The 20,551-nt window shown below is 69.3% G+C and carries 23 protein-coding genes; 12 read left to right on the top strand and 11 right to left on the bottom strand.

Annotation, left to right across the window (positions count from 1 at the left end):
- Nucleotides 1-79 precede the first annotated feature (79 nt).
- Both A5701_RS26285 and A5701_RS26280 read left to right on the top strand, forming a co-directional pair.
- Entirely contained in the window at nucleotides 80-316 is a 237-nt protein-coding gene (locus A5701_RS26285) for a general stress protein CsbD (protein WP_067761077.1), read from the top strand.
- 125 nt (nucleotides 317-441) lie between these two features.
- Nucleotides 442-717, top strand: a complete 276-nt coding sequence (locus A5701_RS26280) for a DUF3349 domain-containing protein (RefSeq protein WP_067761075.1) — start codon at nucleotides 442-444, stop codon at nucleotides 715-717.
- A 12-nt stretch (nucleotides 718-729) separates the two neighbouring features.
- Here the strand turns inward: A5701_RS26280 and A5701_RS26275 are convergent, their stop codons facing one another.
- From A5701_RS26275 to A5701_RS26255, 5 genes are all read right to left on the bottom strand, one after another.
- The gene (locus A5701_RS26275) at nucleotides 730-1,494 is read right to left on the bottom strand and encodes an endonuclease/exonuclease/phosphatase family protein (RefSeq protein WP_067761073.1); all 765 of its coding nucleotides are present in this window, start codon (nucleotides 1,492-1,494) and stop codon (nucleotides 730-732) included.
- Nucleotides 1,495-1,560: 66 nt separating this feature from the next.
- Entirely contained in the window at nucleotides 1,561-2,187 is a 627-nt protein-coding gene (locus A5701_RS26270) for a cyclopropane-fatty-acyl-phospholipid synthase family protein (RefSeq protein WP_231968728.1), read from the bottom strand.
- Complete coding sequence (locus A5701_RS26265; protein ID WP_067761071.1) at nucleotides 2,184-2,957, bottom strand: PIG-L deacetylase family protein; 774 nt, start codon at nucleotides 2,955-2,957, stop codon at nucleotides 2,184-2,186. Before A5701_RS26265 ends, A5701_RS26270 begins: the two co-directional genes overlap by 4 nt.
- A gap of 7 nt (nucleotides 2,958-2,964) precedes the next feature.
- A complete protein-coding gene (locus tag A5701_RS26260) occupies nucleotides 2,965-3,906 on the bottom strand; it encodes an acyl-CoA dehydrogenase (protein WP_067761068.1) in 942 nt (313 codons plus the stop codon).
- Entirely contained in the window at nucleotides 3,903-4,628 is a 726-nt protein-coding gene (locus A5701_RS26255; protein ID WP_067761066.1) for a glycosyltransferase family 2 protein, read from the bottom strand. Before A5701_RS26255 ends, A5701_RS26260 begins: the two co-directional genes overlap by 4 nt.
- Before the next feature lie 104 nt (nucleotides 4,629-4,732).
- Between A5701_RS26255 and A5701_RS26250 the strand changes: the two genes are divergently transcribed.
- Nucleotides 4,733-5,308, top strand: coding sequence for a nucleotidyltransferase (locus tag A5701_RS26250; protein WP_067761062.1), 576 nt, complete (start codon nucleotides 4,733-4,735; stop codon nucleotides 5,306-5,308).
- Here the strand turns inward: A5701_RS26250 and A5701_RS26245 are convergent.
- Nucleotides 5,302-5,559 (bottom strand): Rho termination factor, encoded by a 258-nt coding sequence (locus tag A5701_RS26245; protein ID WP_067761060.1) that lies wholly within the window; start codon nucleotides 5,557-5,559, stop codon nucleotides 5,302-5,304. The two genes, A5701_RS26250 and A5701_RS26245, sit on opposite strands and share 7 nt — an antisense overlap.
- Nucleotides 5,560-5,713: 154 nt before the next feature.
- On the opposite strand from A5701_RS26245, the gene A5701_RS26240 reads away from it, so the two are divergent.
- From A5701_RS26240 to A5701_RS26230, 3 genes are read left to right on the top strand one after another with little or no spacing between them, the layout of a single operon-like run.
- Complete coding sequence (locus A5701_RS26240; RefSeq protein WP_067761058.1) at nucleotides 5,714-6,721, top strand: chemotaxis protein CheB; 1,008 nt, start codon at nucleotides 5,714-5,716, stop codon at nucleotides 6,719-6,721.
- On the top strand, nucleotides 6,708-7,466 hold the full coding sequence (locus A5701_RS26235) for an STAS domain-containing protein (RefSeq protein WP_067761057.1): 759 nt from the start codon (nucleotides 6,708-6,710) through the stop codon (nucleotides 7,464-7,466). Before A5701_RS26240 ends, A5701_RS26235 begins: the two co-directional genes overlap by 14 nt.
- Nucleotides 7,467-7,521: 55 nt before the next feature.
- Nucleotides 7,522-9,363, top strand: coding sequence for a CheR family methyltransferase (locus tag A5701_RS26230; RefSeq protein ID WP_067761056.1), 1,842 nt, complete (start codon nucleotides 7,522-7,524; stop codon nucleotides 9,361-9,363).
- Nucleotides 9,364-9,368: 5 nt separating this feature from the next.
- On the opposite strand, the gene A5701_RS26225 is transcribed toward A5701_RS26230, so the two are convergent.
- Nucleotides 9,369-10,235 carry a chemotaxis protein CheB gene (locus A5701_RS26225; RefSeq protein ID WP_082950252.1) on the bottom strand — a complete coding sequence of 289 codons (867 nt, stop codon included), beginning with the start codon at nucleotides 10,233-10,235 and terminating at the stop codon, nucleotides 9,369-9,371.
- Between the two features lie 174 nt (nucleotides 10,236-10,409).
- On the opposite strand from A5701_RS26225, the gene A5701_RS26220 reads away from it, so the two are divergent.
- From A5701_RS26220 to A5701_RS26210, 3 genes are all read left to right on the top strand, one after another.
- Complete coding sequence (locus tag A5701_RS26220) at nucleotides 10,410-11,591, top strand: glycosyltransferase (RefSeq protein WP_067761055.1); 1,182 nt, start codon at nucleotides 10,410-10,412, stop codon at nucleotides 11,589-11,591.
- 141 nt (nucleotides 11,592-11,732) lie between these two features.
- Nucleotides 11,733-12,719: a helix-turn-helix transcriptional regulator gene (locus A5701_RS26215; RefSeq protein ID WP_231972888.1), complete on the top strand. Its 987-nt coding sequence runs from the start codon at nucleotides 11,733-11,735 to the stop codon at nucleotides 12,717-12,719.
- 387 nt (nucleotides 12,720-13,106) lie between these two features.
- A complete protein-coding gene (locus A5701_RS26210) occupies nucleotides 13,107-13,529 on the top strand; it encodes an STAS domain-containing protein (RefSeq protein ID WP_197499052.1) in 423 nt (140 codons plus the stop codon).
- Here A5701_RS26210 and A5701_RS26205 read toward each other — a convergent pair.
- Nucleotides 13,526-14,884, bottom strand: coding sequence for an NAD(P)/FAD-dependent oxidoreductase (locus tag A5701_RS26205; protein WP_067761165.1), 1,359 nt, complete (start codon nucleotides 14,882-14,884; stop codon nucleotides 13,526-13,528). The two genes, A5701_RS26210 and A5701_RS26205, sit on opposite strands and share 4 nt — an antisense overlap.
- Before the next feature lie 132 nt (nucleotides 14,885-15,016).
- Between A5701_RS26205 and A5701_RS26200 the strand changes: the two genes are divergently transcribed.
- Nucleotides 15,017-15,973 (top strand): alpha/beta fold hydrolase, encoded by a 957-nt coding sequence (locus tag A5701_RS26200; protein WP_067761051.1) that lies wholly within the window; start codon nucleotides 15,017-15,019, stop codon nucleotides 15,971-15,973.
- Here A5701_RS26200 and A5701_RS26195 read toward each other — a convergent pair.
- From A5701_RS26195 to A5701_RS26185, 3 genes are all read right to left on the bottom strand, one after another.
- Nucleotides 15,968-17,314, bottom strand: coding sequence for a flavin monoamine oxidase family protein (locus tag A5701_RS26195; RefSeq protein ID WP_067761049.1), 1,347 nt, complete (start codon nucleotides 17,312-17,314; stop codon nucleotides 15,968-15,970). The genes A5701_RS26200 and A5701_RS26195 overlap by 6 nt on opposite strands.
- Nucleotides 17,315-17,433: 119 nt before the next feature.
- The gene (locus A5701_RS26190; protein WP_067761048.1) at nucleotides 17,434-18,549 is read right to left on the bottom strand and encodes a hypothetical protein; all 1,116 of its coding nucleotides are present in this window, start codon (nucleotides 18,547-18,549) and stop codon (nucleotides 17,434-17,436) included.
- Nucleotides 18,549-19,685 (bottom strand): phosphotransferase family protein, encoded by a 1,137-nt coding sequence (locus A5701_RS26185; protein ID WP_067761163.1) that lies wholly within the window; start codon nucleotides 19,683-19,685, stop codon nucleotides 18,549-18,551. Before A5701_RS26185 ends, A5701_RS26190 begins: the two co-directional genes overlap by 1 nt.
- Nucleotides 19,686-19,773: 88 nt before the next feature.
- Here A5701_RS26185 and A5701_RS26180 point away from each other — a divergent pair, with 88 nt between their 5' ends.
- Together A5701_RS26180 and A5701_RS26175 are read left to right on the top strand one after the other, a co-directional pair.
- Entirely contained in the window at nucleotides 19,774-20,376 is a 603-nt protein-coding gene (locus tag A5701_RS26180) for a TetR/AcrR family transcriptional regulator (protein ID WP_067761046.1), read from the top strand.
- Nucleotides 20,373-20,551: SDR family NAD(P)-dependent oxidoreductase (locus A5701_RS26175; protein ID WP_156670278.1), on the top strand; the 179-nt coding region annotated here is incomplete at its 3' end. The genes A5701_RS26180 and A5701_RS26175, both read left to right, overlap by 4 nt.

Genomic DNA, 20,551 nt, shown 5'->3' with positions numbered 1-20,551 from the left:
GGTCTGCGCGTTTGACGGTTCGGCCGACGGGAACGCCGTATGAGCGAGATGCACAGTAAACAAAAGGGAGGTCGACCCCATGGGGGATGACAAGAGCGGACCGCAGGAAGCGGTCAAGGGCGCCGTCGAGGGCGTCAAGGGCAAGGTCAAGGAGGCCGGCGGGACCGTGCTCGGCCGCGACGACATGGTCGAGGAGGGCCAGGCCCAGCAGGACAAGGCCGACGCCCAGCGCGACGCGGGCAAGAAGGAGGCCGAAGCCGAGTCCGCGCGGGCCGGCGCCAAGGCCGCCGAGGAGCGTCAGAAGGAAAACCAGTAGCACGCTGACGAAGGGGTCCGGTTCCGTCTAGGGGCCGGGCCCCTTTTTCGCTTTCGCGGGCGTGCCGGGTTTCAAACCGCGCGGGCCGGTTATTCCTGGCTACGACCGGATGAACGAGGTGGAACATGGGCCTGAGCGATCGCGTCTTGAGCATCGTCGCGTTCCTGCGCGCGGGCTACCCGGGCGGTGCCCCCGCCCTCGGCCACTCGCCGGTGCTGGCGCTGCTGCCGCGCCGGGTGTCCGACGACGAGGTCGCCACCATCGCGACGAAACTGCTGGTCCCGACGTGTCGTTCGATCTCCAATGTGGACGTCGGGGTGGAAATCACCCGGGTCACCGACGCGCTGCCCTCGGTAGACGAGATCGCGCGCGTCAAGCGCCGGCTCAGCGCGATGGGATAACCGGCCGGCGATTCACGAATGCACGAGGTCGACGACCAGCGGCCGGTGATCGGAGATGTTCATCGGCTCGGCCGTGACGGCCTTGCCGCGCAGTCCGCGATCGTCGGTCAGGATGTGGTCCAACTGGCGGTCGGGGGCGTGCGCGGGGAACGTCGCCGCGGCCGCCAGCGCCCGCATGCCCGACCAGCGCCGCACGGTCTTGGGTGTCATGTTGAGGTCCCCGGTCAGCAGCCGCGGGCCCGGGAAGCCGCGCAGGTCGTGCACCAGCCGGCGCAGCTGACGCCGATTCCAGCCGGGCACGAAAGACAGGTGGGTGTTGGCTACCGTCAGCTCGCCCATCGGGGTGCGCATCCGTGCGATGACCGCCGCCCTGGGCTCCTCGTCGACGACCATCACCCGGTTGGGACCCGGCAGGTACATGGGAAAGCGCATCGGAATGCGGGGCAGCCGCACCACCTGCCAGCTGGTCACCGGGTACCGCGACAGCAGCGCGATGCCGTAGGCGGCGGTCCCGGGCTGTTCTCGACCCGTCGCGGCCATCCACGTCGCCCCGGGCGTGCCGGAGATCGCGGCCACGAACCGGTGCTCCACGGCGCCCATCGCCTCGGCCGCCACCGCGGTGAGATCGGCCCGCTCGGACCGCGGCTGATCGCAGTCGACCTCTTGCAGGCTGAGCACGTCGGGATCGAGCCGGCGCACGCAGTCCCGCAGCCGTTGCACCTCCACCCCGTCGCCGACGGTGCGGCCGTGCAGGATGTTGAAGGTCGCCACGCGCATAGGGTTTCTCCTACCCATTTCTCCTAGCCACTCTCGGGGTCGCACTGTCATGCGTCGGCGGCGGATTCAGCGCACGCCCGGCACCCCTTCGCGTCCTGCCACCGACCTTCCGTCGCCGGTGTCGAACGCCTCGATGACGACATCGTGATCCTGGTAGCGGCCCAGCGACGTCAGCCCGGGTGTCCCCGCGATGACGGCGTGGGCCGCGTCGCCGGTGAGTGGGTAGTCGGTCACGTCGTGACGCCAATGCGCGGCGAGGATCATTGCGCCGCGCTCCAGCCGGGGAAATTCGCGACGCAGCACCGCGGTGAGTGTTTCAGGCGCCAGGTAGTAGGCGACCTCGCTGAGTACCACCAGGTCGAACGGCCCCGCGGGCCACGCCGCGTCCAGCGACGACCGGGTCAGCGTCACCCTGTCGCGACAGCCGGCCCGCCGCAGGCGGGCGTCGGCGCCGCGAAGCGCGGCATCGGCGACGTCGACGGCCGTCACGTGGTCGCAGCGCTCCGCCAGCCGCGCGGTCAACGTGCCGATGGAGCAGCCCGGCTCGAAGGCGTGCCGATACCGGAGGGCTGGCAACAGCGCCAGGGTGATCGCGTACTTGCGTTGCTCGTACCACCGCGTCGAGAGCTGCCAGGGATCGTCGGTGCCGACGTACATCCGGTCGAAGTAGGCGTCGGGCAGCCGCGTGGTCACCGGAAGACCACTTCCCCCACGGTGAGCAGGCGCTGCAGGACGAACGGCGGCAAGACGGGTGGTGTTTCACCGCGACCGGGCCGCAACTGACTCCGATAGCACTGCGCCGCTTGGCGTTTGCGGTTGACGGCCCAACCCGGGGCGGGAACCGATCTGGCGCGGTCCCACGGCACCGCGGGGTCGGCCGGAGCGGCCCAGTGCCACATCCAGACCGGATATTCCAGCAACGCGACGCCGGTGCGCACGCATGCCGCCACGGCCGCGCGGCCCACGGCTTCGTGGTCCGGATGTCCATCGCCTCGCCAGGTGGCGGCGCACCAGGTGTCGGGGCCCGCCGTCCGCAATATCCCCACCAACGCCTCGGTGAGCCGATCCTGGTGGTTGGCCAGCTCGCCGTCGGGCAATCCTAGCCGGACCGGCGGAGCGGAACCCAAAATACTTGTGGCCCTGCGGAGTTCGTATCGACGGGTGGTGGACAGCCGAATCCGGCCGGACAGCGTCGCGCCCGGCTGGGCGGCACCGCCGTCGCTGACCGACACCACCCGGACGTCGACCCCCGCCGCCGCCAAGTGTGCGATGGTCGCGCCCAGGCCGAAGGTTTCGTCATCGGGGTGGGCCGCCACGACGATCAGGCGTCGGCATCCGGCGAGGTCGAGCGCGGGCAGGGGAGCGCGCTCAAACGCGGCTAGCCACAGGGGTGCTGGGGTGCCGCCGGAGGTCAGCGGCTTGGCCGCGAACCTGGCGCTGTTGCTGATCGGCGCGGTCCTCACGGCGTCCTCAACGCTGGCTGCCCGCGAGCCGCCCGAGCTCGGCGAGGTCGCGCTCGGCGTGGCTTTGCCGAATGTAGATGCTCAGGTCGGCGACCCGTTGGGCGTGCCGACCATCCTGGCAGAGTGGCCCCGGGCCCAAGGCGCGGCCGGTGCGGGTGATGGCTTCATCGACCGCGTGCTCCACCACCGTGCGCACGCGACGGGCCAGCAGTTGAGCGGTGCCGGTACGGTCGAACGGGTCGGCGTCGACCTGCGCCGCCGCGGCGGCCAGCATCGCGTCGCCGGCGGCCAGCGCGGCGTCGACGGCGCCGAGATGGGCCAGCGAATAGGCATCGGCGGATTCGCTCTTAGCGCAACGGTATAGCGGATCTGCGACGCGGCGTGCGCCCCCGAGCCAACAGGCGGCCACCCCGATCGCGCCGTGCCAGAACCCGGGCCGGTCCAGGTAGTCGCCGGGGTCGCCGACCGCGACGGCGTGGGTGTTGGTGAACTGCACGGGCCGCGTATCGCTGCCGGCCATGCCGGCGTTCCACCAGGTGCTGGGCAGCGGTTTCACGCTCCCGTCAGTCACCTGGACGGCGAACAACCCCCGCGTGCCGTCCTCCAGCCGGGCGGTCACCAGAGCGTGGGTGCAGAACCCGGCGCCCGAGCACCACACCTTGGTGCCCGCGAGTGTGAATGCACCGTGGGTGTCGGTGGCGGTGAGCACCGCGTCCGGGGACTCCGCGGCCCAAACTCCCCACAGTTGGCCGGATTCCGGTGGCTTACCGCCCAACTCGTGAAGAATCGCGACCGCATCGACGTGCGCTTCGGCGACCCTGGCCGCCACGATGTTCTCTTCGGCCAGCGACGAGAGCCGTTGCCAGCGCTCGGCGGTGCGCCCGGAGGCGGGCAGTGGGAGCTCGAGTCGTTCCGACTCCAGCCAATGCCTGACCAGTCCCGCCGTCACGCGCAATCACCCGCCGCCGATCTCCCCAGTTGCCTGAGGTGGTGAGCGAACCCGTGTGGCGCCCGAGCCTGGGTTCGCGCCGACGTGATGACGGAGAGTTCGGTGTCGCGGTGAACGCGGTAGCCGGCGGCCTCGAACCGCTCGACCAGGTCGGAATCCTCGCCGGAGGCGAGCGTGCGAAAGCCGCCGACGCGCCAGTAGGCCCGTGCGCTGAAACCCATGTTGGCGCCGTGTATGTGGTCGTGTTGGTCGCGCCGGTAAAGCGGGTTCGCTTGGTAGGACTGCAAATAGCGGTTGACGACTTCGGCGCCGTGGTGGCGCCAGTCGGTGACTCGCACCACGCCCAGCACCATGTCGGCCCGCGCCCGGAGTTGGTGCACCAGCCAGTCGGGGTCGACTCTGCTATCCGCATCGGTGGTGGCGTACCAGCACCGGTCGGGGTCCCCGACCAGCGACCGCGCGTAACCGAACCCGACCGCCCGCGCCGTGCCGACGTTGTGCGCCTCGACGCTGATGAAGTGCACATCGGGCCCGTACTCGCCGGCCAACTCGGCACTGCCGTCGTCGCAGTCGTCAAGCACCACAACGACGGTGACCGGGATGGGGGCGCACAGGGCGGCGGTGAGGACGGCGCGCAGGCAGGCCGGCAGCTTCGCCCGCTCGTTGCAGGCGGGGATTACGACGGCGGCGGCTTCGTAGGCGCCGAGCCAAGCGGTTGACACCTCGAAAGATTTTCCCAATTGGGGGCAGATTAAACGGGCTTACCAATCTCCGGCCGCGTTAGCGCAGGTTGCACTGGCCGTCGGCCGGGTATGACTTGGGCACCATGGGACCGATCGAGACCCACGTCGACGCACCCGCTTCCAGCATGCAGCTGCGGGAAGCGCTGCGCGGCGCCGCGTCGGCGCTGAAGGAGAACGGCCCCCGCTTCGCGCTGGCGGGCAGCTACGCGTTGTGGGCCTACGGTGCGCCGGAGCGCACCCATGACGTGGACCTGGTGGTGGCCGAGTCGGACGTGGAGGACGCCGTCGCGACGCTGCGCAATGCGGGCTTCGCCATCGAGCGTCCCCCGGAGGATTGGCTTTTCAAGGCGCGCACCGGCGACACGGTGGTGGATGTGCTGCACCGCCTCAACGGCGTGCGGGTGGAGTCGTCCACGCTGGACTGCGCCGAGCAGCACGACGTGCTCGCCGTCAGGATGCCCGTGCTACCGCCGACGATGGTGCTCGTCCAGCAACTTCGCGCCCTGGGCGAGCACTACTGCGACTTCGCCAGGCTGCTGCCGGCCGTGCGCGCCGTCCGCGAGCAGCTGGACTGGGAGCGGATCCGGGCGCGCACCGCCGGCAACGATTACGCGGTCGCCTTCCTGGTGCTGGCCGAGCGGCTCGGCCTCACTCAGTGATTGCGCAGCTTGGCTACCAGCTTGTCCTTCGTCAGGTTCGAATACCCTGACATGCCAAGCTCTTTCGCCCGCTTCCTCAACTGTGGGACGGTCCAGTCCTGATACGACCCGGACTTCCCGCCCTTGCGCGAAACCGAGGACTTGCCCCGCGCGGCGGCCGCGTTGGAGATGCGGGCCGCCTTTTCCTTGGAGTCACCCTGCTTGCGCAGGTCCTTGTACAACTTTTCGTTCTTGATCGACGAGTTCGGCATGATTCACCCTCCTGTCCGCGACCAGACAACTCAGGGTGCCCGCCGCGGCCGCGGTGAAAACCCAGGTCTGCGAATCCCCGACAGCTATCCCGCGCGGAGTTGAATACCTACTGCGGAGTTGAATACCTACTATTGATGCGGGTAGTCGAAAGTGATGACTGACGAATCCGGCGGCTTGCGTGGCGTGGTGGCGATCGGCGCCTCCGCGGGGGGAGTGGAGGCGCTGTCGAAGCTGGCGGCGGGTTTGTCCGCCGATGTGCCGTACGCCTACCTGGTGACCCTGCACATTCCCGCCGGCGCGCCGAGCGTGTTGGCTCGCATCGTCGACCGCAGCGGGCCGTTGCCGGCCGTCACCGCGGAGGACGGCGCCAAACTCGAACCCGCGCGAATTTACGTCGCCCCGCCCGATCGACATCTGCTGGCTGCCGACCACCGCGTGGTCCTCTCGCAGGGCCCGACCGAGAACGGGCACCGGCCGGCGATCAACGCGCTGTTCCGCTCGGTCGCCCTGGCATTCGGGCCCCGCGCGATCGGAGTCGTGCTCTCGGGCGTGCTCGACGACGGTGTGCTCGGCCTGGGTGCCATTCGGTCCCGCGGCGGTACCACCATCGGCCAATCACCCGACGACGCGTTGTTCCCCGCCATGCCGGCCAACGCGCGCGACGCCGGCGTGCTGGATCATGATGCGGCGGCCGCCGACATCGGCGCGGTCCTCAAAGAGCTGTCGCACCAGAAGACCAAGGACCCCAACATGGAACGCGACGCCGCGATGGAGCTCGAAAACCGGATCGCCATGATGTCGCGGTTTTCGACCGACTTCGACACCCAACAGCTCGGCACCCCGTCCGGGTACACCTGCCCGGACTGCAACGGCTCCCTGGTGTCCATCAGCGAAGGCAACTTCCGCTGCCAGGTGGGGCACGCCTGGACGGCCGACGCGCTGCTGGCCGCGCGGGACACCGAGGTCGACGGCGCGCTGTGGGTGGCGCTGCGCAGCCTGCAGGAGAAGGCCCGATTGGCGCGGCAATTGGCGGACAAGGCTGGACCCGGTCCCCTGAAGATGCGTTACAGCGGCCTCGCCGAAGAAACCGAACGGGCGCTGGCGGTGCTCAGCGACCGGTTGTCGGCCACCGCTCCGCACGGCGGTGATGGCGGTGACTGAGTCGGCCATCCGCATCGCCGCCGAAGAACAACAGGACATGCCGATCCTGGTGGCGGACGGCGTGCTGGACAGCTCCACGTATCGCGGCCTGCGCGACATCGTGATCAAGGCCGCGCTGGACGAGCCCCGCGCGGTCATCGTCGACGTCGACCGGCTCACCGTGCCGACGGCCTCTGCCTGGACCGTTTTCACCAGCGCTCGCTGGCACGTCAGCACCTGGCCCGACGTACCCATCCTGCTCGTGTCCGCGGAACCGTCCGTCCGGCGGGCGATCATCGGGGTCGGGGTGGCCCGCTACGTGCCCGTCCACGCGAGCCGCGAGCTGGCGCTGGATGCCGTGCGCGGCCGGGCGCTGCAGATCAGGCGCCGCGCGCGCACCGAGCTGCCCCGTTCGGACGGCACCCTGGGGATGGCCCGAACCGTCGTCACCGACTGGCTCACCGAATGGGACCGGCGCGCGGTGATTCCCATCGCGACCACCGTGGCCACCGTCTTCATCGAAAACGTGCTCCACCACACCGAGAGTGCCCCGGTGCTAATCGTCGAAAGCCATCGCGAGGCCGTCACCGTCGCCGTACAGGACGCCAGCGACCAGTTGCCGGTCCGGCACGAGGACGGCCGGCGCGGCGCGGAAACCGTGTCCGGTCTGGCCATCGTTTCCGCGCTGTGCCGGACGTGGGGCGCCACCCCCACCTCGTCCGGCAAGACCGTCTGGGCGATGGTCGGTCACGACGATCGATTCTGACGACCGCGAGTAGTGTTCAAGTCCTTCGGCCAGGCTCGATGCGGACGGGACTTGAATGGACGGCACGACTGACGAGGCTTTCGAGGCCCTGCTGCGCTACATGCGCGATTCGCGGGGCTTCGACTTCACGGGGTACAAGCGCACGTCGCTGATGCGCCGGGTCCGCCACCGAATGGATCAGGCGGGCTACAGCACATTCGAGGAATACCTCGACTTTCTGCAGGCCAGTTCGGACGAATTCGCGGCCCTGTTCAACACCATCCTGATCAACGTCACCGCCTTCTTTCGCGACCCGGACGCGTGGGAGTACATCGCTTCCGAGGTCATTCCGCGGATGCTGGCCGAGCGTGGTCCCGGCGATCCGATTCGGGTGTGGAGCGCGGGATGCGCCTCCGGCGAGGAGGCCTACACGCTGGCCATGCTGCTGGCCGAGGCGCTGGGCGCCGAGGGTTTCCGGCAACGGGTCAAGATCTACGCCACCGACATCGATGAGGACGCGCTGACCGAGGCGCGGGCGGCGTCCTATGACGCCAAGGCCGTCGAGTCGGTGCCGCCCGATCTCCTGGCGCGCTATTTCGAACAGGTCAACGGCCGCTACGTGTTTCAGAAGGAGTTGCGCCGCGCGGTGATCTTCGGCCGCAACGATCTGGTCAAGGATGCGCCCATCTCCCGCGTCGACCTGCTGGTGTGCCGCAATACGCTCATGTACCTCAACGCCGAGACTCAGCGAAACGTCCTGGGCCGCTTGCACTTTGCGCTCGCACCGCAGGGCACGCTGTTCCTCGGGCACGCCGAGATGTTGCTCAGCCACGGCGACCGGTTCACGCCGCTGAACCTCAAGCACCGCATCTTCCGCAAGGCGGTCGGAAGCCACAGCGGGGTCGAGCGCTACGACCCCGCCGGTGCGTTCTACGAACGCAACGTCGACCTCACGGGCCTGACGACGGTGCGTGACTTGGCTTTCCGCGCCAGCCCGGTGGCCCAGATCGTGATCACCGGCGAGGACACCGTCGCGATGATCAACCAGCAGGCCGAGGCGCTGTTCGGGCTCTCGGCCCGCGACATCGGCCGGCTGCTGCGCGACCTCGAAGTCTCCTACCGCCCGGTCGAGCTGCGCGCCTATCTGGAGCAGGCCAAGGTGGAGCGGCGCTCGGCGCGCATCCAAGACGTCAAGTGGCAGCGACCGGGCGCCGAGACCGTTTGGTTCGAGATCCACGTCAATCCGCTGGTCGACGCCGAGAACGGGCTGCTGGGCGTGTCGATCGTGTTCTTCGACGTCAGCGCGACGCGCGCGCTGCTGGACAAGGTGGTCCAGACCAATCGCCAGCTGGAAGTGGCGTACGAGGAGTTGCAGTCCACCAACGAGGAACTGGAGACCACCAACGAGGAATTGCAGTCCACCGTGGAGGAATTGGAGACCACCAACGAGGAGCTGCAGTCCACCAACGAAGAGCTCGAGACGATGAACGAGGAGCTGCAGTCCACCAACGACGAACTGCACACCATCAACGACATGTTGCGGGAACGCAGCCTCGAACTCGACGAGGCGAAGGTCTTCCTCGATTCGCTGGTCGACTCGGTCCAGATGGGCATGGTGGTGGTGGATCGCGAGATGAAGGTGATCCTGTGGAACCGCGGGTGCGAAGAGCTGTGGGGCCTGCGGTCCGAGGAGGCGGTGGGAACCCGGCTGACCGCCCTGGACATCGGCCTGCCCCTGGACAGCGTGCGGTCCTTGATCGGCAATGCGTTCGTCGACGCCGACAGTTCCGGTGAGACGGAAGTCGACGCGATCAACCGCCGGGGGCGCCCGACCCGGGTGCGCGTCACGTGCACGTCGTTCCGGTCGGGTGAGGGCACGGTCGGGGGCGCCCTGTTGCTCATGGAGGTCGTGAGCTAGCCGCGTCAGTGGCCCCACCGCGCGGCCGCTTCCTCGGCCGCCTGGTGCGCCAACTGCGCGCGCCGCCGCGACTCCGCGGCCCTGCGTCGCGCCATCGCCACCGATTCGGTGGTGGCGCCGAGTCCGGCGGATAGGTCCCTGCGTCGACGGCTGAGCTCTTCGGCGCGTTCGCGCGCCAGGTCGGCCCGGCCCGCCGCGGTGTTCACCAGGTCGCTGCGCCGGAGTTCGGGCAGTTCGCCGACGTCCTCCGCCCCGCACCGGTCGCCACCGTGGTGCGGCGGCGGTTCGGGCAGCGGCGCTCCCTCGACGATGCCGGTCAGCACGCGGCCGATCTGGTGGATCGGCAGCACGAGGTCGGCGCCGGCGCGCGCCGCCGCCACGGGCATCGACGTGTACAGGGCCGTCTCCGGACTCTCCGCGATGACGATGGCGCCGGCCCGCTTCATCGCGGAGGTACCCGCGGCCCCGTCCTGCCCGGAGCCCGACAACACCACCGCGACGCTGCGCGGTCCGTACGAGGCGGCGACCGACCGCAGCAGCACGTCGAAGCGGCGCACGCCCAGATCCCTGATCGGGCGCAGGCGACAGCAGCCGTCCGGCGTCAGTTCAAGGTGCATCCCCGGCGGACAGACCACCGCCTGACCCGGGCAAAGGGGCCGCCCGTCGTGGGCCCAACAGACTTGCTGTGCGGTCTGCCGCCGAAGGATCGCCGGGAGGACGCTGTCGTGGGCGCCGAGGTGCTGCTGCACGACGATGGCGGCCGGGAAATCGCCCGGCAGATCACCGAGGACCGTCGAGAGCGCGTCCAACCCCCCCGCCGACGACAACAGGACTACCAGTTCGACGGCGGGCCGATGCGGGTCGCTGGCCACCCTTTCAGTCTTCCAAATCGACGACCACACCACAGTCCGGCGAACGATCCCGCCCCACCGCGGCTATCCGCCATGCGAAACGGCGGCGCTTCAGGCGAAGCCCCGCGCCGCCACGGTTTCGCCGGTATGGGGCCGGGTACGCCATCACGCCATGGGCGACGCAACGGGGTTGAAGTGAGGATTGCGATCGTCAGCGGCGACGACATTGTCGGTGACGACCCGCAGGAACTGTCCGCCGCACTGGCGGCCCGCGGAAATGCCGTCACCAGGTTCGTCCGGCAGAACCGACGGCGGCCCGCGGGGATCGGAACTTGCGGCCACCGCACAGTGTCGATCTCCGTCGGGCCGCGGTCGACGAATTCGGACCTGGACGTGCTGCCCTACGTCGGCGACTGGGCGGGGGCGCTCGCAGACGAGTGGTCCGCTGAGGCGCCCGACGTCGTGCACGCGTACGGGTGGCTGGGCGGTTTGGCCGCCCAGCTGGCCGCACGGCGCCAAGGGGTGCCGGCCGTCCAGAGTTTCCTGGGCCTGGCCACCGCGGGCGCGGCGCCCTCGCCCATGGGCGCGCCGGCGGAGGGCGAACGGCTCCGCGTCGAACCGCTGTTGGCTCGCAGCGCCAACTGGGTCACCGGTGAGAGCTCCGACGACGTCGACGCGCTCGCCAGGCTGCGCCGCAGCCGGGCCCGCGTATCCGCTTTGACAAGCGGGGTGGACGTCGAGCGATACAACTCGAGCGGCCCGGCGCAGGCCCGCACCGACCTGCATCGCATTGTGTGCCTTGCGCCGAACCCCAAGCCGTGCAACGGCTTCGACATTGTCATCAGGGCGCTGGCCAGGGTCCCGGGCACGGAACTGGTGCTGGCGGAGACGGAAGCCTCGAATCGTGAGTGCGACGAGGCGCGGCTCAAACTACAACTTCTCGGCGCCGGGTTGGGGGTGTCCGACCGGGTCCGGTTTGCGGGCACCGTTTCCGGCGATCGACTGGCGATGCTGCTGCGGTCCGCCGATGTGGTCGCCTGCACCCCGCGACAACCTCCACGCGCCACCGCGGTGCTACAGGCGATGGCCTGCGGCGTGGTGGTGGTGGCCTACGGCGTCGGCGTGCTCAGGGACGCCGTGGTGGACAACGTCACCGGCCTCGTGCTGCGCCCGGAAACTCCCACCCAGTTGCCAGCCGCGTTGAGAAGCCTTCTCGCGCAGAGGTTTCAGTGTATGAGCATGGGTTCTGCCGGTCGCAGTCGTGCGCTGTCTCGATATGCCTGGGACCGGATCGCGCTCGACTGCCTTAACATCTACCAACGGGCGGGTTCCACAACTTGGATGCCGCAACGCTTGCAGTCATCGGGCATCCGGTGATGCAATGAGGGCAGCGCGCAACACCCTGGGGGAGCGCCGACTATGACCGCCTTGACGAGCGTTACCGACAACACCGGCCCCGGTGAGGTGGCCGGCGCGGTCGGCCGACTGCCCGTTACGGACCAAACCGACCCCAGCCGCATGGGCGATGCTGTGCGGCAAGCCCGGGATCCGGGCTCGGCACTTCGGCGCGACCAGTTCCGCACCGTCGATCCGCGGGCCGCGCGGCAGTTCCTGGCCGGCGCCTACCACCCCGCCTGGCGCATCGCCGGACTCACGAGCCGGTCGGCCGTCTCCCATCGGCGGTGCGAAGCGGGCGCCGCGACGGTCGACGACGTGATGATCCAGGGCCGCGTCTCGCTGGAGATTGTGGCCTCCGAAAGCATCATCGTGATCCAGCCCCGCGGGGGCTCGATGAGCGTCGCCGGGGGGCCGCCCGCGACGGTGGATTTCCCGGTGCTGGTCGCCCAAGGCATGCCGTGCGTGTTGCAGTGCAACGGCGCCCGGTTCGATGTGGTCAGCCTGGCCGCCGACGTGCTGCACAAGGTCGCCGCGGACTGGGGTGCCCCGCCAGCCCGGCAGATTCATTTTTCGGATTGGCGCCCGCGTTCGCGCGCCGCCGTGCGGGCGTGGCACCGGGCGCTGGATTACGTCGCCTTGACCCTGGCCGGACCGGACACAGCTGACCAGCCACTCGTGGTCGCGGGGCTGGCCCCGTTGCTGGCCGGCGCGCTGCTGGAATGTTACCCGTCCAACGTCACGGAGCTGGACCTGGCCAATGAGCCCGCACTGCCCGAAACCCTCAAGGACGCAGTGGCTTTCATCCATCGACACGCCGGCGGGGACGTCAGCATCAACGACGTCGCGGCCGCGGTGCACCTCACGCCCAGGGCGGTGCAATACCTCTTCCGCCGCCAACTCGGCAGCACCCCAACGGAATACATCCGCCGCGTCCGCCTCAGCCGGGCCCATCAAGACTTATTGGCCGCCACGCCATCCCACGCCACCGTCACGGAGATCGCCCAGCGATGGGGTTTCGCGCACACCGGCCGATTCGCGGTGCTGTACCGGCAGACCTACGGTCAGAGCCCGCACACCACCCTCCGGCACCTGACCGCGGGGTCGTGATCGCGACACGCCGCTGAGCCGCAGGTCAGATCCGCGGTCCGCTTTGAATCGCCAGGTCCCAAGCCGACGCGCCGAACGATGTTTTTCGCACGGCGAGCCGTAGGTGAAAACGCCTGGTTGAAGGCGAATCCGGGTCGCGCGGCCGAGGGCGGGTGGCCGGTTATGAGCACCGCCGGTCGCCATTGCCGGTAGGCTTGGGTCAGGTTGAGTCCCCAGCTGCCGTTATCAACGGGCGCCAAACGGACACCGTCGTCGCTCGCCCTGCCTTATCAAGCCTGAAGGGCGCACATTCACATGACTGCTTCACCCGATCTACGTACACCCGATCGACATACGCCCGAGCTGCTCGGGGAGCCCCGTAGCCGCTACCAAATCGATTGCGCCGGAGTGCAAATCCACGTTCACGCCCGCAGCACCGCCACGGTCTTACGCGTCGAGGGAGAAATCGATGCGGCCAACACGGACCTGATCGCCGAGGCGATTCGGCGCTTTTCTCGGCTCAGGGCCCCGCTTGTCCTCGACCTCACCGGCCTGGATTTCCTTGCCGGTTCGGGCCTTCGAGCGCTGCTCGCCCTCAACGAGGAGCATCGGCAAGCCCAGCTGCGCTGCTGCATCGTCAGCGGCGCGGCGCTGCGCCGGCTCACGCGGGTGCTGCCCGAACACTGCCTGCCCATTGCCGACTCGGTCGATGCCGCCCTGGCGCACATCGAAGGCGCGACCACGGCCCGCCGGCGGCTGGTATCGGGCCCGGCCCGGCAGCACGAGCCGCAGCACGACACGGCGACGCGACTCCGCGGGCTCGCGTCCTAGCGGCCCAATCGGCGCATCAACTGGTCAGCGGCGTAGCGACCGCTGGCCATGGCGCCGTGCACCGTCGCCGGGTTGTTGACGCCGACCGCCTCCCCGGCCAGATAAAGCCGGTCGCCGACCGGTTCTTGCAACCGGCGCCGGTCGTCGAGGCCGGAGCCGGGCGCATGAAAGGAGTAGGCTCCGCGCGCATACGGGTCGGCGCTCCAATCCGATGTCTTGACCTCCACGGGCGCGGCGTCGCCGAACAGGCGGCGGGTGATGGGCCTCGCGGTGGCGATCAGATCCTGTGGGGCCGAGGACTCCACGGCCCGGCCGCGCCCGCCGGCGTTGAACGCCAACACGATTGGCCCCGCGGCGGCGGGCAGCGTGAACCATTGCGCCCACGTGCCGCTGTCGGCGGCGAGGTACTGATAGAAGGCGTTGTCCACCGTCCAGCCGCGCCGGTCGAAGCGGAAGAAACTCTTGGACAGCACCCCGAACCCCAGGGCGTCCACCGCGTGGCTGTGGCGGCTCGGCAAGGGCGGATCGAACGTAATGGCACGGGCTTTCAGCACGCCGAGCGGGACGGTGACGATCACGGCGGGGCCCTGGAACGACCGATCTTTCGCGCGAACGGTGACGGAGTCGTCGCGCTGCGCGATTCCGGTCACCGGTGTGTTCAACTCGACCTGAAGCCCGCCGGCGAGGAGCCTCGGCAGCGCGTCATAGCCGTTCGTGATGACGTCCTGATCGCCGCCGGTGTAATCGCCCTCGTCAAAAGTGATGGTGGACAGTTGATCCGCGTCGGCGGCGAATTCGTCCTCGATCTCGGTGGTCAGGTAGAAGGCCAGCTGGGCGCGGTCCGCGGCCGAAAGGCCCTCGGAGACGGCCGCCGCGTTGACGGCGGCCGCCAGGCTGCCAGCGTCGACTTGGTAACGCGCCCGCTCCACGAACGCGCGCCACGGCGTCGGGTCATAGTCCAGCGGTGGGAGTTTGGGATCGACGACCAGCTTGGCCCAGCCGTAATAGTCGGTCGTGACCAGCTGAGCCTGCGCCCGCCGCGCCAGCTCCAGCAACGGGTTGTCCGCCGTGCCGTGGATCCACGACGCTCCCATCTCCAGCGGTGCGCCCCAATCGCGGTCGGTGTGGATGCGGCCGCCGATGCGGTCGCGGGCCTCGATCACCCGCACCGGCCATCCCGCGTCGGCGAGGACACGAGCGGCGGACAGGCCGGCCATCCCGGCCCCGACGACAAGGATCGACCGGGTGTCCGGTGGGGGCGGCCGCGCGGGCGGCGGACGCCGTGGGGCGCACGCGGCCATCAGTCCGCCGCCCACCACACCGGTGGTCGCCGCGATGAATTCCCGACGGGACATCGGGTACACGGGTGTTAGCGTCTCATACGAGAAACGGTTTGCCGGATTTACCGAATCCGAACGGACGTGGGGGATAAACTTGCGACAGTCCTTAACTGCGGCGACGAGGCCGAGTTGAATGGGGGAGCGGCGATGAGTGCTCGGCGATCGGCTCGCGTGATCGACCCCTATCCCGACGTGTTGCCCCCCAGCCAGACCGTGAGCGTCCGGGCCACCGACGGCACCCGCCTGCACGCCGAGGTCTTCGGGCCCGCCGACGGCTACCCCATCGTCCTGACGCACGGCATCACGTGCGCCATCCGGGCCTGGGCATACCAGATCGCGGACCTGGCCAACGACTACCGCGTGATCGCCTTCGACCACCGCGGCCATGGGCGCAGCGGTATGCCCCGCCGCGACGGCTACAGCCTGAAACACCTTGCCTCCGATCTGAATTCGGTGCTGGATGCGACGCTGGCGCCGCACGAGCGCGCCGTGCTGGCCGGGCATTCGATGGGTGGCATCACCATCGCCGCGTGGTCGGCGCGGTACCGGCACATGGTTCGCCGCCGCGCGGACGCCGTCGCGCTGATCAACACCACCACCGGGGATCTGGTCCGCAAGGTGCAATTGCTGTCGGTGCCGCACGGGCTGTCACCCGCGCGAGTCGCCGCCGCCCGCGCGCTGATCCACGCGTTCGGCGGGTTCCCGATCCCGACCGCCGCCCGGATTCCGAGCCGCTATCTGGTCGGCATGCTGGCGGTGGGCAAGGAGGCCGACCCGGGCATCGCCAGGATCGTGCACCAGTTCTTCGAACAGACGTCACCCGCGGGGCGCGCCGGCTGCGCCAGGATGCTGGTCGCCGCCTTGGGGTCGCGCTACCTGGAGCTGGACGGTTTGACGGTCCCGACGCTGGTCATCGGCAGCGAACGCGACCGGCTGACCCCGATCAGCCAGGCCCGCCGGATCGCGGGCACGGCGCCCAACGTCGTCGGCCTGGTCGAGCTGCCCGGCGGCCACTGCTCGATGCTGGAACACCCGCGCGAGGTGAATCGGCATTTGCGGGCGCTCGCCGAATCGGTGATCCCGGACGTGCGGATCAGTTCATAACAGGGCGGTGATCTCGGCGGCCGCCCGCTGGCCGGACCGCACGGCGCCGTCGAGGAATCCCGTCCATTCGTCCGCCGTCTCGGTGCCGGCCCAGTGAATCGGGCCGACGGGCTCGCGCAGGAACGGCCCGAATCGGGTCCACGAACCCGGAGGAACCGCCGCGGTGGGACCGCCGGGCGCGAACTGCTCTGCGCCCCAACGGTGGTCGACGTAGTCGAGCGGTTTGAGCGCGTTGTCGCCGAACAACCTGGCGAAGCCGCTCAACGCCGCGTGCCGACGTTGCTCGGGGGCCAGCTCGTCGAACTCGCGCGCGTCGACGAACCCCATCAGGATGCCGGGCCCGTCGGCGTGCGGACTGACGTCGAAGGTGATGAACACCGGTCCGGTGTCGGACAGCGCCTGCCCGGAGAAGCCGTCGGCCCGCCAGAAGGGTGTGGAGTAGGCCGCATAGGCCTTGCTGAGCTGGCCCTGCGGCCAATGCCGCGCGAGTTGGTGATACTCGGCGGGCAGTGGGGGAGCGAACTCGATCGACGCGCGGTGGGCGGGCGGGACCGCGACCACCACGAATCCGGCCTCGGCCTGGCCGACGTCGGTGGTGACCGTGACCCCCGCGCCGTGCCGGTCGATGCGGCGGACCGGCGCGCCCAGCACCACGCGGGTGCCCAGCTCGGCCGCCGCGGCCTCGGCGATCTGCTGGGTGCCGCCCGGAAAACGGTCCTGCTGGGCGCCGTTTTCGACGTCGAGCAGCCGGTCCAGGCCGCCGGCGGCGTGCGTGTAGCGGGCCGCGTGCAGCATCGAGACGTCGTCGGGCTCGCACCCCCAGGTCACCCGGGACACGATCGCCAGCAGGTCACGCGACGACGCGGTGGCACGCACCGAGCGCAGCCAGCCGCCGAGCGAGACGTCGTCGAGCTCGGACGCCCGGCGCGCGTCCCACGGGGCGTCGACCGGGATGCTGCGGGCGATCCGGTCGAATTGCCAACGCAATCGGCCGATGTCGAGCAGCCCGGTCAGCGAGAGTTTGGGAATGGTGCCGCGGTAAGAGTGCGTCCAGCCGCGCCAATGGATGACGTTCTTGCCGTCGTGATGGGTAGGAGTGGTCGGGACGTCGAGCTCGGCGGCCAACGCCAACACCGCGTCCTGGGTGGGTCCGACAAAAGTGCCGCCCAGATCGGCGGGCAACCCGGCCACGCTGCCGGTGAAGGACCGACCGCCGACGCGGTCGCGGCCTTCGAAGACCACGACGTCATGACCCTGGCGGGCCAGCTCGCGCGCCGCGGCAAGCCCCGCGAATCCTGCACCGACCACGACAACGTCGACGATCCACGGCGGATTTGGCACGGGGAACAGTCAACCGCAATTCTTGCGATTTCGTAGGGCGAATGCCCGACACCCACGAACGTCGACTTGTTGCGCGAGATGGCCCGAAAATCTCCGACAAGTCGACGTTCGCGGGCTGCCTAGGGGGCGACCGTCAGCCAGTCGGCGAATCCCGACGGGTCGTGGCGGCCCAGCGCGCCGTGCTCGTAGAGTCCCCAACCCTCCACCGGCTCGCGCTCGCCGTCGCGGCACACCGCCCGGCCGACGTGGTCGATGACGCCGAAACCCGACCGCGCGACGATCCCCGGGTCGGTCATGTCGTAGGTCAACCGTTCGACGAACTTCTCACCCTTCCACGTGCCGTGCAGCCAGTCCGAGTCGCCGCCGTAGCCGCCGCCGACGTGGATGGGCACCGGCAGCTTGGACTCCACGTCGAAGTGGACCGGCGTGCCGTCGGGGGCGGTGGCGTCGATCGTCGCCCCGGTCGGGATGCGGGTGCCGGACCGGTAGTGGATCTTCACCCGCGGCCAGCCCAGCTGCTCGACGCGGCCGTCGCGCCAGATCCGGGTGCAATCGTTGAGCGAGCGGAAGCCGTCGGGCGCTTCCTGGATGATGAGCACGATGGCGAACTCCTCGAACGCCATCGGCACGTAGAGCCACCACATGCCCTCGAACGGCGGGTCCGCGGGTCGCCCGGCGGGCTCCGGTTCGCCGATCGGCCTGATGCCCCAGGACCGGTCGCGGCTGCCGAGCCAGGTCGCGGGGTCGACGGCGATCTCCTCGCCGTCGATGGCGATGCGACCGCTCCAGCTGCCCAGCTGGGCGAACCGCTGGGCGTCCAGGGTCACCCGGTTGCCGGACCGCATCAGGTGCGGCTGCTCCTGCACGACGTCGAACAGCCCCTCCCAGGTGAGATCGGCCGCGATGCCCTCGGTTTCGTCAAGGACCAGCCGCAGCTTGTGCAGCGGCTCGACGACCTCGATCCGATAGCCGTTGACCTTCTGGTTCAGCCGGTCCTGGTCGATCGCGTCGGACAGGTGCACCGCGGTCTGGGTGTCCCCGCGCCGGACGAGGAAGAACGCGTCCTTGACACCGAGGTTGGGGTAGTAGCCGATGCCGCTGATGACGAAGATGTCTCCGGTGCGGTCGTGGGCGTTGAAGTAGGAGCGGTCGTAGAAGTTGCGGTCCGAGGAGCCCGGCCACGCGATCGGCTGCGGGATCTGATGTACGGGGAACTCGTCGAGCGGTCCGAGCATTACTGATCCTCTCCGATCAAACGCTTCATCAATCCGGCGTGGTAGAACAGCGATTCGACATCGTCGGGCTTCTCTGTTTCGCCGAAGTGCACCCGGCGCGCGCCGGTGCGCATGAACACGCAGGCCCACATGACACCCGAGTAGACGTAGAACCAGCGCAGGTCGCCGACCTCCACGCCGGTCAGCCGCTGGTAGGTGGCGCGGACGTCTTCCTCACGCATCACCTCCGGCAGTCCGGGCAGCCCGGCCAGGCCGGTCAATTCTTGAAAAACCATGTGGGCGTAGATCATCCACGCCACGTCGAGCTCGCGCGGTCCGAGCGTGACCATTTCCCAGTCCAGCACCGCCACCGGGGAGAAGTCGCGGTAAAGCACGTTGCCTACCCGGGCGTCGCCCCAGAGCAGTACGGGCTCGCGGCTGGCCTGTTCGGCCGGCCAGTGCTCCTCCAGCCAGGCGAAGGTCCGCTCCAGCAGCGGTGAGGTGCCGATGTCGGGCACCGCGAAGTCGTACCAGGACCGCACCCAGTTGAAGTGCCGGCGCAGCGCGGTGTCGCCGTTTTGCCCGTCGGACAGGAAGCCAAAGGTGTTCTGGGCGTCCGGGATTGAATGCAACTTGGCCAGCACCCCGACGGTCGCGTCCTGCAGTTCGCGCTGGCGTTCGGCGGGGGCGTCGGCGAACCAGTTGTTGCCGAACGTGTAGGGCATGACGTCGGGCGGCACCACCCCGTCGACGTAGTCCATGACGAAAAAGGGCGTGCCCAGCACCTCGCCGGTGGGCTCGAGCCAGCGCACCGGCGGGACCGGGACGTCGGTGATTTCGCCGACCTTTCGGATCACCTCGAATTGGTGGTCAAGCCGATAGGTGGGGAAGACCTGCACATCTTCGGGGGCGGGGGCGACCCGGGTCACCAGCTTCTGCTCGACAGGCTCGCCGTCCTGCTGCCAGCGGGCGGTCAGGATGATCGTTTCCGAGGACATCCCCGTCGAGTCGACGCCGCTTTCGACGGTGACCTCCGGGTTCGCACCGGCGGGTAGGACGGTCGACAGCCATTGCGACATGACGGCGGGTAGCGTCGTGACGTCGCGGCTGGAGCGCTGAAGTCGGTCGACCTTGTCGAGCACGGGTTCGTTGGCCACGGGTGCCTCCATTCTGTGAGACTTCGTTCTCTTTGAGACGTTCCCTTTGAGACCTGGGCTCGGCAATTACGATACGGTAGGTAGCGTTATGAAAGCAGACCCGTCCGACATTGACAAGGCCCCCGGCGCCGGCCGCCCGCGGGACCCGCGTATCGACTCGGCCATCCTATCGGCCACCGCGGAACTGCTTGTCCAAATGGGCTATTCAAACCTGAGCCTGGCGGCGGTCGCCGAGCGTGCGGGAACCACGAAATCCGCGCTGTACCGGCGGTGGTCGAGCAAGGCCGAGTTGGTGCACGAGGCGGCCTTCCCGGTGGCGCCGACCGCGCTGGAGGCGCCGGCCGGGGATTTCGCCGCCGACGTCCGCATGATGATCGAGGCCACCCGCGACGTCTTCACCACCCCGGTCGTCCGCGCCGCCCTGCCCGGGCTGGTCGCCGATATGACGGCCGATCCCGCGCTGAACGCGCGGGTGATGTCCCGCTTCGCGGACCTGTTCGCGACGGTGCGGGTGCGGCTGAGTGACGCGGTCGACCGGGGCGAAGCCCATCCCGACGTCGACCCGGACCGGTTGATCGAGCTGATCGGAGGCGCGACGATGCTGCGCATGCTGCTGCGCCCGGAGGACGAGCTCGACGATGCGTGGGTGGAGCAGACGACCGCCATCGTGGTGCACGGGGTGACGCGATGACGGGGCGCCTGTCGGGGCGGACCGCGATCGTCACGGGCGGCAGCCGCGGGCTGGGCCGGGCGATCGCACTGGCCCTGGCGGCCGACGGCGCCGCCGTGGCGGTGGCCGGGCGCACCGAGCAGGTGTGGGACGAGCGGCTGCCCGGCACCATCGGCGAGACGGTCGCCGACATCGA

The organism is Mycobacterium sp. E3305 (assembly GCF_001666785.1).
Lineage (GTDB): Bacteria > Actinomycetota > Actinomycetes > Mycobacteriales > Mycobacteriaceae > Mycobacterium.
The sequence above is the reverse complement of the archived record's forward strand: the minus strand, read 5'-3'. Positions and strand labels throughout refer to the sequence as shown.

Bases quoted from the DNA above. Each gene is read 5' to 3' on its own strand.
- A5701_RS26285 (WP_067761077.1), top strand. From the start codon at position 80: ATGGGGGATGACAAGAGCGGACCGCAGGAAGCGGTCAAGGGCGCCGTC.
- A5701_RS26280 (WP_067761075.1), top strand. From the start codon at position 442: ATGGGCCTGAGCGATCGCGTCTTGAGCATCGTCGCGTTCCTGCGCGCG.
- A5701_RS26275 (WP_067761073.1), bottom strand. From the start codon at position 1,494: ATGCGCGTGGCGACCTTCAACATCCTGCACGGCCGCACCGTCGGCGAC.
- A5701_RS26250 (WP_067761062.1), top strand. From the start codon at position 4,733: ATGGGACCGATCGAGACCCACGTCGACGCACCCGCTTCCAGCATGCAG.
- A5701_RS26245 (WP_067761060.1), bottom strand. From the start codon at position 5,559: ATGCCGAACTCGTCGATCAAGAACGAAAAGTTGTACAAGGACCTGCGC.
- A5701_RS26240 (WP_067761058.1), top strand. From the start codon at position 5,714: ATGACTGACGAATCCGGCGGCTTGCGTGGCGTGGTGGCGATCGGCGCC.
- A5701_RS26235 (WP_067761057.1), top strand. From the start codon at position 6,708: ATGGCGGTGACTGAGTCGGCCATCCGCATCGCCGCCGAAGAACAACAG.
- A5701_RS26230 (WP_067761056.1), top strand. From the start codon at position 7,522: ATGGACGGCACGACTGACGAGGCTTTCGAGGCCCTGCTGCGCTACATG.
- A5701_RS26215 (WP_231972888.1), top strand. From the start codon at position 11,733: ATGGGCGATGCTGTGCGGCAAGCCCGGGATCCGGGCTCGGCACTTCGG.
- A5701_RS26205 (WP_067761165.1), bottom strand. From the start codon at position 14,884: ATGTCCCGTCGGGAATTCATCGCGGCGACCACCGGTGTGGTGGGCGGC.
- A5701_RS26200 (WP_067761051.1), top strand. From the start codon at position 15,017: ATGAGTGCTCGGCGATCGGCTCGCGTGATCGACCCCTATCCCGACGTG.
- A5701_RS26190 (WP_067761048.1), bottom strand. From the start codon at position 18,549: ATGCTCGGACCGCTCGACGAGTTCCCCGTACATCAGATCCCGCAGCCG.
- A5701_RS26180 (WP_067761046.1), top strand. From the start codon at position 19,774: ATGAAAGCAGACCCGTCCGACATTGACAAGGCCCCCGGCGCCGGCCGC.